Raw genomic sequence first — 13750 nt, 5'->3', positions numbered from 1 at the left:
CTGCACTTCGCCTACCAAATCAATTCCCTTCTCCCCTTGCGGGAGAAGGTCCCGGCAGGGGGATGAGGGGTGTTGGAGCAATGCTATCGAGGGACCGCCATGTCTGATCCCGTCCGTCTCGACATCGAAGACGGTATCGCCATCATCACGCTGGCGCGTCCCGAAAAACTCAATGCCCTCGACGAGGCGATGATATCGGGGCTGGCTATCGCGGCCGAGCGGATCGACGCCCACGGTTCCGTCCGTGCCGCCATCCTCACCGGCGAGGGCAAGGGCTTTTGCGCGGGCGGCGACATTGCCGCCTGGGGCAAGCTCTCGCCCCTCGATATGGGCCAGCGCTGGGTGCGCGATGGCCATCGCGTCTTCGACCGCCTGACGCGGCTGCGTGCGCCCCTGATCGCAGCCATCAATGGACATGCGCTGGGTGGAGGCCTCGAATTGGCGGCCACGGCCGACATCCGCATCGCCGAGGAACAGGCCAAGTTCGGCCTGCCGGAAACCGGTATCGGTATGGTGCCGGGCTGGTCCGGCACGCAGCGCCTCGTCACCCGCTTCGGCGCGGCCGCCGTGCGCCGCCTTGCCCTGACCGGCGAGATCGTCACGGCCGAGCGGGCGCTGCAGCTCGGCCTGATCGATGAGATCGCGCCCAAGGGGCAGGGGCTCGCGCAAGCGCACGAGCTTGCGCGCAAGATCGCCGGGCGCGGGCCCATCGCCAATGCCGTCGCCAAGCAGATGATCAATGCAGCGGAAGGCGAGGATGCCGCCGCCGCCATCGAGATCCTCGCGGGATCGCTGGTTTCCTACACCGACGATCTCAAGGAGGGCGTTGCCAGCTTCGTCGAGAAGCGCACGCCCCAGTTCAAGGGACAATGACCGTGACGATCGCCGTCCGCCTCGACAAGGCCCGTTTCGCCGCCGCACTCGCCGGCACTCCCCGCGAGCACCAGCTTTTCATCGCCGGAACCTTCGGGCCTGCCGCGGAGGGGCGGACCATCGAACGCCTCAGCCCCGGTCATGGCGAGCGGGTGGGCCTCTATCCGCAGGCGGGTGCGGCCGATCTCGATCGCGCCCTCGCTGCGGCGCGCAAAGCTTTCGATGACGGGCCATGGCCCTCATTGACCGGGGCGGAGCGCTCGCGCTTCCTCCACAAGGTCGCTGACCTGATCGAGGAAAGGCTCGAGATCTTCGCCACGCTCGACAGCCTCGAAGCTGGCAAGCCGATCAGCCAGGCCCGCGGCGAGATGGCCGGCGCCGTCGACATCTGGCGCTATGCGGCGGGCCTCGCCCGCGACCTGCATGGCGAGAGCTACAACACCATCGGTGCCAACAAGCTCGGCTTGGTGATGCGCGAGCCGATCGGGGTGGTCTCCATCATCACGCCCTGGAACTTCCCCTTCCTGATCGTCAGCCAGAAGCTGCCTTTCGCGCTTGCCGCCGGCTGCACCGCCGTGGTCAAGCCGAGCGAGATGACCTCGGGCTCGACCCTGCTGCTCGGCCATTTGCTGGCGGAGGCCGGCCTGCCGGAAGGCGTGGTCAACATCCTCTCCGGCTACGGCCCCGAGATCGGCGGGCCGATGACCACGGATGCACGCGTCGACATGGTTTCCTTCACCGGTTCGACCCGGGTCGGCAAGGCGGCGATGGCGGCAGCCTCGGGCACGCTGAAGAAGCTGTCGATGGAGCTCGGCGGCAAGAACCCGCAACTGATCTTCCCGGACGCCGATCTCGACGCCGCGCTCGATGCCGCCGTGTTCGGTTCCTATTTCAACGCCGGCGAATGCTGCAATGCCGGCAGTCGCCTGCTGGTCCATCAGGACATCGCAGCCGAATTCGAGGCCGAATTCGTCAAGCGCTCCCGCCAGGTCGTGGTCGGCGACCCGCTGGATCCGGCCACTCTGGTCGGTGCGCTGATTTCGCCGCAGCATCTGGCTCAGGTCGAGGGGCATGTCGCCAACGCCCGGGCGGAAGGAGCCGAGGTCGCGCTGGGAGGAAACCGCCTGGAAAGCGAGGCCGGCCAGTTCATGGCGGCGACGGTGGTGGCCGGCGCGCGCGCCTCGATGGCGATCGCCCGCGACGAAGTGTTCGGGCCGGTGGCGACGGTGATGCGTTTCGCCAGCGCGGACGAAGCCGTTTCCATCGCCAATGGCGTGGATTACGGTCTGTCGGCCAGTGTCTGGAGCCGGGATTTCGACAAGGCCGTCGGCATCTCCAGGCGCCTCAAGGCGGGCACGGTTTGGACCAACACCTTCATGGACGGCGCCGCCGAACTGCCCTTCGGCGGCTTCCGGCAATCGGGGATCGGACGGGAACTCGGCCGCAATGCCGCGGCGGATTACACCGAGGAAAAGACGATGCATCTTCATTGCGGACCGCGTACGGCCTGGTGGCTGCCGCGGTAGGCGATTGAGACGTCGCCGGAACGTATCCGGCATCATAAGGTCATGGGAGGATTAGATGACCGTTCGTACCAAATTGATCGCGGGCGTGGCGCTCGCCGCCGCTAGCCTCGGCTTCGTGGGGGCAGCGCAGGCACAGACCAAGGAAGTGCAGATGCTGCACTGGTGGACGTCGGGCGGCGAGGCAGCCGCGCTCAACGTCCTCAAGCAGGATCTGGCCAAGGAAGGCTATGCCTGGAAGGACGTCCCGGTCGCGGGCGGCGGTGGCGATGCCGCCATGACCGCGCTGAAGGCCATGGTCGCGGCCGGCAACAATCCGACGGCGTCCCAGATGCTGGGTTATACCGTGCTCGACTATGCTGCCGCCGGCAAGATGGGCGACCTGACCGAGCTTGCCAAGTCGGAAGGCTGGGACAAGGCCGTGCCGGCACCGCTGCAGAAATTCGCCGTCTATGACGGCAAGTGGGTCGCCGTCCCGGTCAACGTCCACTCGGTCAACTGGCTGTGGATCAACAAGGCGGTGATGGACAAGATCGGCGGCACCGAGCCGAAGACCTTCGACGACTTCATCGCCCTGCTCGATAAGGCCAAGGCTGCCGGCGTGACGCCGCTCGCCCTCGGCGGCCAGGATTGGCAGGAAGCCACCATGTTCGACTCGGTCGTGCTCTCGACGGGCGGCCCCGAATTCTACAAGAAGGCGATGAACGACCTCGACGAAGCCTCTCTGAAGTCGGACACCATGAAGAAGGCCTTCGACAATCTGGCCAAGCTCAAGGCCTATGTCGATCCCAACTTCTCGGGCCGTGACTGGAACCTGACCACCGCCATGGTGATCAAGGGCGATGCCCTGGTGCAGGTGATGGGTGACTGGGCCAAGGGCGAATTCAAGGCCGCCAGCAAGACCCCGGGCACCGACTATATCTGCATGCGCTTCCCGGGCACGGATGGCAGCGTCGTCTACAACTCCGACATGTTCGGCATGTTCGCGGTTCCCGACGATCGCAAGGAAGCCCAGCTCGCGCTCGCTAAGGCAACGCTGTCCAAGTCGTTCCAGTCGTCCTTCAACGTGGTCAAGGGTTCGGTTCCCGCGCGCACCGACGTGCCGGACACCGACTTCGACGCTTGCGGCAAGAAGGGCATCGCCGATCTGAAGAAGGCCAATGACGGCGGTACGCTGTTCGGCTCGCTCGCCCAGGGCTATGGCGCCACGCCGGCCGTCGCCACCGCCTACAAGGACGTGGTGGACAAGTTCTTCAACGGCCAGATCAAGACCTCGGACGAGGCCGTCACCCAGCTGGTCAAGGCCATCGACGAAGCCAAGTAAGCGCTGAAGCGAGCGTTTCCACTAGAAGCGAACCGACCGGGCGCCGTTTTTGCGCCCGGTCGATAGGCTCTCGGGGGCACAAGAACAATAAGCGGGGAACCTTCATGACATTGGCTACGACAAGCGCGCCGCCTCGCCCGGGCTTGCGCGAGAAACTTCAGGATGCCTTGCCCAAGATCGTGCTGGCGCCGAGTTTCGCCGCGATCCTGGTGTTCGTCTACGGCTTCATCCTGTGGACGGTCTATCTGTCCTTCACCAATTCCAAGACCTTCCCGAACTATGAGCTGACGGGAGGCCTTGCCTATCAGCGCCTGTGGGGCTGGACTTTCGAGAGCGACCCGCCATCGAGCTGGTACTACTCGATCACCAACATGGCGATCTTCGGCGTGCTCTATGTCGGCATCTGCCTGGTGCTGGGCCTGTTCATCGCCATCCTGCTCGACCAGCGCATCCGAGGCGAGGGCATCCTGCGGCCGATCTATCTCTACCCGATGGCGCTGTCCTTCATCGTCACCGGCGTGGCCTGGAAATGGTTTCTCGACCCCGGCCTCGGCCTCGAGGCGACCCTGCACAATCTGGGCTGGACCAGCTTCCATTTCGACTGGATCAAGAACAAGGACCGGGTGATCTATACGGTGGTGATCGCCGGCGTCTGGCAGGCCTCCGGCTTCGTGATGGCGATGTTCCTGGCGGGGCTGCGCGGCGTCGACGGCGAGATGCTCAAGGCCGCCCAGATCGACGGCGCCTCGACCTTCCAGGTCTATTGGCGCATCGTCATCCCGATCCTGCGGCCGGTCTTCTTGTCCGCCTTCATCGTGCTCGCCCATATGGCGATCAAGTCCTACGACCTCGTGGTCGCCCTGACATCGGGTGGGCCCGGCGGCTCGGCCTGGCTGCCGTCCAACTTCATGTATGAATACACCTTCAAGCGCAATCAGATGGCGATCGGCTCGGCCAGCGCCGTGATCATGCTGATGACGATCAGCGCCATCATCGTGCCCTATCTCTATTCCGAATTGCGGGAGAAGAAGTGATGAGCGCCGCCACCCGGGACGTTGCGGGGCCGGTCGGCTCCAATTGGGTCAGCCGCGTCGTGATCTACGGCCTGCTGCTGATCTTCGCCTTCGTCTATCTCGTGCCCCTCTTCGTGATGCTGACCACCTCGTTCAAGACCATGGACGAGATCCAGGGCGGCAACATGCTCGCCTTGCCCAGCTCGCCGACGGTGCAGCCCTGGCTGAAGGCCTGGAACGAGACCTGCGTCGGCCTCACTTGTGCAGGGATCAAGGGCTATTTCTGGAACTCGCTCAAGATGGTGGTGCCGGCGGTGGCGATCTCCACCATCCTCGGCGCGCTCAACGGCTATGTGCTGACGAAGTGGCGTTTCCCCGGCCATAAGATCGTCTTCGCCATGATGCTGTTCGCCTGCTTCATCCCGTTCCAGTCGGTGCTGCTGCCGATGGCGACGGTGCTCGGCAAGTTCGGCGGCATCGGCTCCTTCCTGCAGTCGGCCATAGGCACATCGCTCGGCTTCGGGTCCTCGACCTTCAACCTCGTCTTCGTGCATGTGGTCTATGGCCTCGGCTTCACCACGCTGTTCTTCCGCAACTATTACGAGGCGTTCCCCAACGAACTCGTGCGGGCGGCGATGGTCGATGGTGCCTCCTTCTTCCAGATCTTCCGGCGCATCCTCTTGCCCAATTCGATCCCGATCTTCGTGGTCACGGTGATCTATCAGTTCACCAACATCTGGAACGACTTCCTGTTCGCCTCCGCCTTCGCCGGCACTGGCGACGTGATGCCGATGACGGCGGCGCTCAACAACGTGGTCAACACCACCACCGGCGCGGTCGAGTACAACGTCAACATGGCGGCAGCGATGATCGCCGCCCTTCCCACTCTCTTCGTCTATATCGTCGCCGGCCGCTATTTCGTGCGTGGCCTGATGGCGGGCGCTGTGAAAGGCTGACCCCATGGCATTTCTCGAAATCAACAATCTCAAGAAGCGCTACGGCGCCGTCGAAATCCTCAAGGGGATCAATCTCGACCTCGACAAGGGCGGCTTCCTCGTGCTGGTCGGCCCGTCCGGCTGCGGCAAGTCGACCCTGCTCAACACCATTGCGGGGCTGGAGAACATCACCGAGGGCGAGATCCGGGTCGACAGCAACAAGATCAACGACCTGCATCCTTCCAAGCGCGACATCGCCATGGTGTTCCAGAGCTATGCGCTCTATCCCAACATGACGGTGGGGCAGAACATCGCCTTCGGCATGGAGATGCGTGGCGTCGCCAAGCCCGAACGCGACACGGCGGTGGCGCAGGTCGCCAAGACCTTGCAGATCGGCCATCTGCTCGACCGCAGGCCCTCGCAGCTGTCGGGCGGCCAGCGCCAGCGCGTCGCCATGGGCCGCGCCCTGGTGCGCGACCCCAAACTCTTCCTGTTCGACGAGCCGCTCTCCAACCTCGATGCCAAGCTGCGCGTCGACATGCGTGTCGAGATCAAGCGCCTGCATGCCACCACCGGCAAGACCATCGTCTATGTCACGCATGACCAGATCGAGGCGATGACGCTCGCCACCAAGATCGCCGTGCTCAAGGATGGCGAACTGCAGCAGGTCGGCACGCCGGCCGAGATCTACAACAAGCCCAACAACCTCTTCGTCGCCGATTTCATGGGCTCGCCCGCCATGAACCTGATCCAGGCCAAGGCGGCGCGGGAGAATGGCAGGACGGTCTTGAAGATCCTCAACAAGAGCGGAGGCGGCGTCAGCCTGCCGGTGCCGGAGGATATCGCCGACGTGCCTCTGGAGGATGGCCGCGAGCTGATCTTCGGCATCCGGCCTGAGGCGATCACCGACCATGATGGCGCTGACCGCAATTCCAAGGCGATCGAGACGGTCAGCGCGGTGGTCGACGTGGTGGAGCCGGCCGGCGCCGACACCTTCGTCGTCACTCATCTCGGCGGCAAGGAGGTCACGGCACGCATGCGCTCCGATGCCGTGGTGGCGCCGGGCCAGGAACTGCCTTTCGCCTTCAACCTCGACAAGGCGGTGGTGTTCGATCCGGCGAGCGGGAAGAGGCTGTAGGCCGCTTGTTGGACCACTTCCATGCGGATGTGAGGGAGCTGAAGGGTTGAGCGAGATGGCCGGCCAAAGAACGCGGCTCGACGTTTGTGCCCCCTCGCCCCGCTTGCGGGGAGAGGATGGAGGTGAGGGGCTGCGCAATTCTCTATTTTGCGGCCGCTATGCTGCCCCTCATCCTTACCTTCTCGCCGTAAGAACGGGGCGAAGGGAGCGGCCGGCGTCGCGTTTTTCACCACCTATCAGCGCTTATCGGAAGTCTCATGCCTTCGCCTGACATTGTCATCATCGGCGCCGGCATAGGCGGGGCGACCATTGCCCACGCCCTGGCGCCGAGCGGGGCGGAGATCCTCGTCCTCGATAAGGGCGGGCAATTGCCGGACCGGCCGGAGAACCGGGATGCCCGCGCGATCTTCCAGCGGGGTTTCTTCCGCCCTGAAGAGAGCTGGTACGACAGCGACGGCAATCCGTTCAATCCGGGCAATTACTACTGCAATGGCGGCAATTCGAAATTCTACGGCGCGGTATTGCTGCGCTACCGCGCCGAGGATTTCGACGGCATCGCCCATGCTGATGGCGATGCGCCGGCCTGGCCGTTCCGCTACGGCGAGCTGGCTCCCCATTACGACGAGGCCGAGCGACTGTTCAAGGTACGCGGCAGGGCAGGAGAGGACCCGACGGAGCCGCCTCGCAGCGGCGACTTTGCCTTTCCGCCCGTCCCCGACGAGCGGGCGATCGCCGAGGTACGCGAACGCCTCACCCGCATCGGGTTGAAGCCGTTCTCCCTGCCGCTCGGCGTCGATATCGACACCTGGCTCTCGCATGGGCGGACACCGTGGGACGCCTTTCCCGATGCGCGCACCGGCAAGATGGATGCGGAGACCTGCGCGCTGCTGCCGGCTCTCGAACATGCCAATGTACGCCTGCAGAACCATTGCGAGGTCCGCCGCCTGATCCCGGCTCCGGACGGCAGGCGTATCGAGGCGGTTGAGTATCTCGAAGGCGGTGAGCTCAAGCGCGTCACGCCGCGCCTCGTCGTGCTGGCGGCCGGGGCGGTGCGCTCGGCGGCGATCCTGCTGGCCTCCGCGCCCGGGGGCCTCGCCAACGGCTCCGGTTTGGTGGGCCGGCATTTCATGAACCACAATCTGTCGGCGATGATCGGTGTCGATCCGCGCTTCACCAACGATTCGATCTACCAGAAGACCTTCGCGCTCAATGATTTCTATCTCGGCGACGGCAAGGGCGGCCCGCCGCTCGGCAATGTCCAGCTGCTCGGCCGCGTCTCCGGCACCATCCTGAAATCGGACCTGCGCAAGGTGCCCGAATTCCTCCTCAACGCTGTGGCCCGCAAGACCATCGACTTCCTGATCATGAGCGAGGACCTGCCGGATCCCGCCAGCCGCGTCCGGCTGGACGGCGAGAAGATCGTGCTGGAATGGCGCCGCTCCAACATGACCGCGCATGAAGGGCTGAAGGTCGTGATGCGCCAAGCCCTGAAACAGGCCGGCTTTCCGATCGTGCTCACCCATCTGTTCGATCGCAAGACGCCCTCGCATCAATGCGGCACCATCCGCATCGGCACCGATCCCGGGCAGGCGCCGCTCGATCCCTTCGGCCGGGCCTTCGACCATCGCAATTTGTTCGTCGCCGATGCCTCGACCCTGGTAACCTCGGCCGCCGTCAACCCGTCGCTGACGGTGGCTGCCCTGTCCCTGCGGACCGCCAAGCATATTCGTGAAACGGAGCTGAACCGATGAGCCGTCCCGTCGTCCTCGTCACCGGTGCCCGGCGCGGCATCGGCCTTGCCATCGCGGTGGCCTTCGCCGAAGGCGGCTACGACATCGCCTTCACCGACATCATCGACAATGACGACATCGACGATGCCGAACTGGCGATCGGCCAGGCGGGCGGCGCGGCGCTTTTCTTCCAGAACGATGTCGCGGATCTCGCCAGCCATCAGAGCCTGGTCGACGAGGTCCTGTCGAGCTATGGCAGGCTCGATTGCTTCGTCTCCAATGCCGGCATCGGTTCGCCGGTCCGCGGGGATCTCCTCGACCTCGAACCCGGCAATTTCGATCGGGTGATGAACGTCAACATGCGCGGAGCGATGTTCCTCAGCCAGGTTGTTGCCCGCACCATGCTGAAGCTGCCGCCGCCGCAAAAGCCCGTGCGCAACCGCTCCATCCTGTTCATCACCTCGGTCAGCGCCGAAATGGCTTCGCCCGAGCGGGCTGACTACTGCGTCTCCAAGGCGGCGCTTTCCATGTGGGTGAAGAACCTCGCCGTCCGGTTGGCGCCGGACAGCATTCCCGTGTTTGAGATCCGCCCGGGCGTGATCCGTACCGACATGACCGCCGTGGTCGCCGACAAATACCAGGCCGTGATCGACCAGGGCGTGGTGCCGGCACGGCGATGGGGGGAGGGCGCCGATGTCGCCCAGATGGCGCTGGCGCTCGCCGGCAGTTCCTTCGGCTTCGCCACCGGCAGCGCCATCGCCTGCGACGGCGCGCTCTCCATATCGAGGTTGTGATGATGCCCGGGTGCGCGGACGTAGCCGCGCAATCGGCTTTACCGATTGTCGCGACGGCCGCTCTTGGAAACGGTGTGCTTGCGGAGAGGAAGGGCGGACGGGACGTCCGCGCACCCGGAAAGAGTTCGACATGACAGACTATATCATCGTCGGGGCCGGGCCGGCCGGCTGTGCCCTGGCGGCAAGGCTGAGCGAGGATCCGGCGGTCAAGGTCCTCCTGATCGAGGCGGGCGGGCGCGACAGCCACCCTTTCTTCCACATGCCGGCAGGCTTTGCCAAGATGACCAAGGGCATCGCCAGTTGGGGCTGGTCCACGGTGCCGCAGAAACATTTGGATGGACGGGTGCTCTGGTACACCCAGGCCAAGGTGCTGGGCGGCGGTTCCTCCATCAACGCGCAGATCTACACTCGCGGCAATCCACGCGACTACGACGTCTGGGCCTATGTGCATCGCTGCCAGGGCTGGAGCTATGCCGAGGTCCTGCCCTATTTCAAACGGGCCGAGGACAATCAGCGCTTCATCGACAGCTATCATGGTGCCGGCGGCCCGCTCGGTGTCTCCATTCCCATCAATCCCCTGCCGATCAACGAGGCCTTCATCCGCGCCGGCCAGGAATATGGCCTGCCCTACAATGCCGATTTCAACGGCGCCAGCCAGGAGGGGGTTGGCCATTACCAGGTCACGGTGCGCAATGCCCGGCGTTCTTCCGCCGCGGCCGCCTATCTGAAGCCGATCGAGGGCAAGCGGCCGAACCTGACCGTCCGCACCGACGGCATGGTCACCCGTATTCTCATCGAGAAGGGGCGGGCCGTCGGCGTCGAGATTGCCGGAAAGGGCGGCAGGAGCCATATACGCTGCGAGCGCGAGGTCATTATCTCTTCCGGCGCCATCGGCTCGCCGCGCCTGCTGATGCTCTCCGGCATCGGTCCGGCCGCCCATTTGAGAGAGGTCGGCGTCGAGGTTGTGCATGACTTGCCCGGCGTCGGCGAGAATCTGCAGGATCATCTCGATCTCTATGTCATTGCCGAGTGCACGGGCGATCACACCTATGACAATGTCGCCAAGCCCCACCGCACGGCCTGGGCCGGGCTGCAATATCTCCTGTTCAAGAAGGGGCCGGTGGCCTCGACCCTGTTCGAGACCGGCGGCTTTGCCTATGCCGACAAGGCCGCCCGCTCGCCCGACATCCAGTTCCATCTCGGTTCCGGTTCGGGCATCGAGGCGGGCGTCGCCCGGCTGCGCAATGCCGGCGTGACCTTGAACTCGGCCTTCTTGCAGCCGCGCTCCCGCGGCACCGTGCGGCTCAAATCCGCCGATCCGGCCGACCATCCCCTCATCGATCCCAATTACTGGTCAGATCCCTATGACAAGGCGATGTCGCTGGAGGGGCTGCGCATGGCGCGCGAGATCTTGCGCCAGAAGGCGCTGGAGCCTTTCATCCTTGCCGAGCGCATGCCTGGCCCGGACAAGGTCAGCGAGGCGGATCTGAGCGACTATGCTTTCCGAACCTGCAAGACGGATCACCATCCCGCCGGCACCTGCAAGATGGGGATCGACGATATGGCCGTGGTGACGCCCGAGCTCAAGGTCCGGGGGCTGGAGGGGCTGCGTATCTGCGATTCCTCGATCATGCCGATCGTCAATTCCTCCAATACCAACGCGCCCACCATCATGATCGGTGAGAAGGGCGCCGATCTCATCGCCGGCAGGCAGCCGCTGCCCGCCGTCAATTTCGGCTCCTGAGCAGGGAAACACCATGATCCGCCACATCGTTCTCGCCCGCCTGCGCCCGGACCTGTCGAAACAGGAGACGGAGACGTTGCTGACTGCCATTCGGGGCATGAAGACCAAGATTCCGGGAATCCTGCAGATAGAGATCGGCAGCGACAACAGCCCCGAGGGCCTGGCGCGCGGTTATGGCCACGCCTTCACCGTGGACTTTGTCGACGCGGCGGCCCGCGACGCCTACCTGCCCCATTCGCATCACGCGACGGTAGCACAGGCTCTCGTGGCCGCGACGCAAGGCGGTGTCGACGGTCTGCTGGTGCTCGACTTCGAGGCCTGATCGCGGGTTCGCGCCGTCCCGCCTCCGGCCGGGCACTCGGTCTGGCTGGGTGACGTGCTGAGGCAATAACTCCTAGTTAACTGTAATATGACGCCCTTTCGCGCTGCGGAGGGGCTTTTGGCGCTGGTTTCGGCAGATTTTGCAGCTGTTTCCGTGCTGGTATACGTCTTTCGCCTTAATTCCGCCGTTGGATGGGAAGCATGATCCCGCCCGGCCGAACGAGTGTGACTTGGCTTCTTGTACAATCTCTGATACTGAGAATGAACGTTCATTCTCATTTGGGGTTGTGATAGTGGTGATCGAAGCAGGGGTGGTGCCGTCGCCTCCCACGATTGCAAAGGGAGTCGACGCGCGTCGAAATCACATCCTCGATGCCTTCGAGGTGTGCATCCAGCGCACCGGATTCCACCGCACCACCATGCAGGACGTCGCCAGGGAAGCCGGCATGAGCGCCGGCAATCTCTACCGCTACTTTTCCTCCAAAGAGGCTCTGGTGTCGGGCCTGATTGAGCGCGATCGCGAACGTTTCAGCGCCGATTTCATGAATGTGGCGCGTTCCAGCGATGTCATGGGTTCCTTCGTCGCGTTGGGACGCAAGCATTTCCTTGAAACGCCGCGCGAGCGCTGCGTGCAGTTCATGGAGATCTGGGCGGAGGCCAGCCGCAACCCGCAGGTGGCAGAGATGTGTGCGGCCGTCGACAAGGAGGTGAACGACTTCATGGTCGCGATCCTGGAAGCGGCCAAGGCCTCGGGGCAGATCCCCCCATCGGTGGACAGCGCGGCCGTGATCACCGTGCTTTCGGCAATGGGAGACGGCATGTTCACCCGTCGCGCCCTGGAGCCGGATTTCGATGTCGAGGACGGCTTCCGGCTGCTGGTGAACGTTATGGACGCACTGATGTCGGGAAAGATCCCGCTCGATCGTCCTTTGCCTGTGATGTCAGATTCTCCGGGCTCTCCGCCCGTTTCAGAGGAAAAGCCCCATGTCCGCGGTTGAAAAGCAGAACCGGCCCGAGCGCGATGGCGAGCGGCAGCGGCGGGAGGAAGGCTTTGCCGACGAGGCAAGCCTGACGGCGGTGCGCCTGTCCGGCCGATCCCGTGGAGAGACGGTCGAATATCGCCGCACACCCTGGTACACCAAGCTCACCATCCTGATGCTCGTCGTCATCGTCGCGGCCGCGGTTCTCTATGCCTATCGCGAGCCTCTGATGGCCCGTCTCAACCCGCCGCCCCCGCCTGTGGTGATCACCAAGCCACCGGCCGTCACGGTGACGCCGGCCACGACCGGTGCCATCACCGAGCATGCGGTGGTGACCGGCAATCTGGTGGCACGCGAGGAGATCCTGGTCTCGCCCCAGATCGAGGGCTATGCCGTCGACAAGATCATGGTCGAGGAAGGGGACCGCGTGAGCGAAGGCCAGGTGCTGGCCGAGCTCTCGACCACCACCATCGACACTTCGCTCGCGCAGAACGAGGCGCAGACCGCCAGGGCAGAGGCCGCGATTGCCCAGGCCGAGAGTGCGATCGCCGAGGCCAAGGCCAATCAGGACCAGACCGCCAGCGCTTATGCGCGTTCCAAGGCCCTGGTCCGGACCGGCAACACCACGGCTGAGCAGCTCGACCAGCGCGAAGCCGCCGCCAAGATGGCGGATGCGCGTGCGGCATCGGCCGAACACGCCCTGACCGTGGCCAGGGCCGACAAGAAGCTCGCCGATGCCCAGCGTTCCGAATTGATGGTGCGCCTCGAGCATACCAAGGTGCGTGCACCGGCGGCGGGCGTGATCAGCCGCAGGGCCGCCCGTATCGGCGCGATCGCGTCGGCATCCGGCGATCCGCTGTTCCGTATCATTCGCGACGGCGACATCGAGCTCGAAGCGGATGTGCCGGAGGCAACGCTGGCGCGCATCCGGCCCGGCATGACGGCCGAGGTCACCACGGCGGGCAGCAAGGAACCCTTCGTGGCTCGCGTGCGCCTGGTCTCGCCCGAGGTCAATTCGGTCACGCGCCTGGGGCGCGTGCGCATCGCCATCGACCAGGCACCGGGCCTGACGATCGGTGCCTTCGGCCGCGCCAGCGTGGCGGTGGCCAACCATACAGGCGTGCTCGTGCCGCAATCGGCGGTTCTCTATACCGAGGACGGCGCCACGGTGCAGATCGTGCATGACGGTGTCGTGGCGACCACGCCGGTCAAGCTCGGCCTGCGTACCGAAAAGCAGGCCGAGGTCGTCGAGGGCGTCAAGGCCGGCGACAAGGTGATCGCTACCGCGGGCACCTTCGTGCGCGATGGCGACAAGGTCAGCGCCGTCGATGGGGCTGGCGTCGCCCAGCCCGCGACCGAGACCAAGTGAGGCGCC

Annotated in this window: 12 protein-coding genes; all 12 read left to right on the top strand. The window is 64.7% G+C overall.

Features of this window, described 5'->3' with window-relative positions:
* Positions 1-99: 99 nt before the first annotated feature.
* Positions 100-873 carry an enoyl-CoA hydratase/isomerase family protein gene (locus tag QM672_RS14915; RefSeq protein WP_311933711.1) on the top strand — a complete coding sequence of 258 codons (774 nt, stop codon included), beginning with the start codon at positions 100-102 and terminating at the stop codon, positions 871-873.
* Positions 870-2399, top strand: coding sequence for an aldehyde dehydrogenase family protein (locus QM672_RS14910; RefSeq protein ID WP_415083425.1), 1530 nt, complete (start codon positions 870-872; stop codon positions 2397-2399). Before QM672_RS14915 ends, QM672_RS14910 begins: the two co-directional genes overlap by 4 nt.
* 55 nt (positions 2400-2454) lie before the next feature.
* Positions 2455-3720 carry an ABC transporter substrate-binding protein gene (locus tag QM672_RS14905; protein WP_311933710.1) on the top strand — a complete coding sequence of 422 codons (1266 nt, stop codon included), beginning with the start codon at positions 2455-2457 and terminating at the stop codon, positions 3718-3720.
* 104 nt (positions 3721-3824) lie between these two features.
* Complete coding sequence (locus QM672_RS14900; protein WP_311933708.1) at positions 3825-4754, top strand: carbohydrate ABC transporter permease; 930 nt, start codon at positions 3825-3827, stop codon at positions 4752-4754.
* Entirely contained in the window at positions 4754-5689 is a 936-nt protein-coding gene (locus QM672_RS14895; RefSeq protein ID WP_311933707.1) for a carbohydrate ABC transporter permease, read from the top strand. Before QM672_RS14900 ends, QM672_RS14895 begins: the two co-directional genes overlap by 1 nt.
* Before the next feature lie 4 nt (positions 5690-5693).
* Positions 5694-6806 carry an ABC transporter ATP-binding protein gene (locus QM672_RS14890; RefSeq protein ID WP_149254129.1) on the top strand — a complete coding sequence of 371 codons (1113 nt, stop codon included), beginning with the start codon at positions 5694-5696 and terminating at the stop codon, positions 6804-6806.
* A gap of 257 nt (positions 6807-7063) precedes the next feature.
* The gene (locus tag QM672_RS14885; protein ID WP_415083421.1) at positions 7064-8557 is read left to right on the top strand and encodes an FAD-dependent oxidoreductase; all 1494 of its coding nucleotides are present in this window, start codon (positions 7064-7066) and stop codon (positions 8555-8557) included.
* Positions 8554-9330, top strand: a complete 777-nt coding sequence (locus QM672_RS14880) for a 3-ketoacyl-ACP reductase (RefSeq protein ID WP_311933703.1) — start codon at positions 8554-8556, stop codon at positions 9328-9330. Before QM672_RS14885 ends, QM672_RS14880 begins: the two co-directional genes overlap by 4 nt.
* A gap of 130 nt (positions 9331-9460) precedes the next feature.
* Positions 9461-11074, top strand: coding sequence for a GMC family oxidoreductase (locus QM672_RS14875; protein ID WP_415083419.1), 1614 nt, complete (start codon positions 9461-9463; stop codon positions 11072-11074).
* Positions 11075-11087: 13 nt separating this feature from the next.
* Positions 11088-11396, top strand: coding sequence for a Dabb family protein (locus QM672_RS14870; protein ID WP_415083417.1), 309 nt, complete (start codon positions 11088-11090; stop codon positions 11394-11396).
* Positions 11397-11688: 292 nt separating this feature from the next.
* Positions 11689-12393: a TetR/AcrR family transcriptional regulator gene (locus QM672_RS14865; protein ID WP_311933696.1), complete on the top strand. Its 705-nt coding sequence runs from the start codon at positions 11689-11691 to the stop codon at positions 12391-12393.
* Positions 12380-13744, top strand: a complete 1365-nt coding sequence (locus tag QM672_RS14860; protein ID WP_415083414.1) for an efflux RND transporter periplasmic adaptor subunit — start codon at positions 12380-12382, stop codon at positions 13742-13744. The genes QM672_RS14865 and QM672_RS14860 overlap by 14 nt, the downstream gene beginning before the upstream one ends.
* Positions 13745-13750 lie beyond the last annotated feature (6 nt).

The sequence above is a fragment of the Labrys sp. (in: a-proteobacteria) genome (assembly GCF_047605565.1).
Taxonomy (GTDB): domain Bacteria; phylum Pseudomonadota; class Alphaproteobacteria; order Rhizobiales; family Labraceae; genus Labrys; species Labrys neptuniae.
Note: the sequence above shows the minus strand (reverse complement) of the source record. Positions and strands in the feature narration are given on the sequence as shown.

Coding starts and splice junctions, on each gene's coding strand:
- QM672_RS14915 (WP_311933711.1), top strand. CDS start 100: ATGTCTGATCCCGTCCGTCTCGACATCGAAGACGGTATCGCCATCATC.
- QM672_RS14910 (WP_415083425.1), top strand. CDS start 870: ATGACCGTGACGATCGCCGTCCGCCTCGACAAGGCCCGTTTCGCCGCC.
- QM672_RS14905 (WP_311933710.1), top strand. CDS start 2,455: ATGACCGTTCGTACCAAATTGATCGCGGGCGTGGCGCTCGCCGCCGCT.
- QM672_RS14900 (WP_311933708.1), top strand. CDS start 3,825: ATGACATTGGCTACGACAAGCGCGCCGCCTCGCCCGGGCTTGCGCGAG.
- QM672_RS14895 (WP_311933707.1), top strand. CDS start 4,754: ATGAGCGCCGCCACCCGGGACGTTGCGGGGCCGGTCGGCTCCAATTGG.
- QM672_RS14890 (WP_149254129.1), top strand. CDS start 5,694: ATGGCATTTCTCGAAATCAACAATCTCAAGAAGCGCTACGGCGCCGTC.
- QM672_RS14885 (WP_415083421.1), top strand. CDS start 7,064: ATGCCTTCGCCTGACATTGTCATCATCGGCGCCGGCATAGGCGGGGCG.
- QM672_RS14880 (WP_311933703.1), top strand. CDS start 8,554: ATGAGCCGTCCCGTCGTCCTCGTCACCGGTGCCCGGCGCGGCATCGGC.
- QM672_RS14875 (WP_415083419.1), top strand. CDS start 9,461: ATGACAGACTATATCATCGTCGGGGCCGGGCCGGCCGGCTGTGCCCTG.
- QM672_RS14870 (WP_415083417.1), top strand. CDS start 11,088: ATGATCCGCCACATCGTTCTCGCCCGCCTGCGCCCGGACCTGTCGAAA.
- QM672_RS14860 (WP_415083414.1), top strand. CDS start 12,380: ATGTCCGCGGTTGAAAAGCAGAACCGGCCCGAGCGCGATGGCGAGCGG.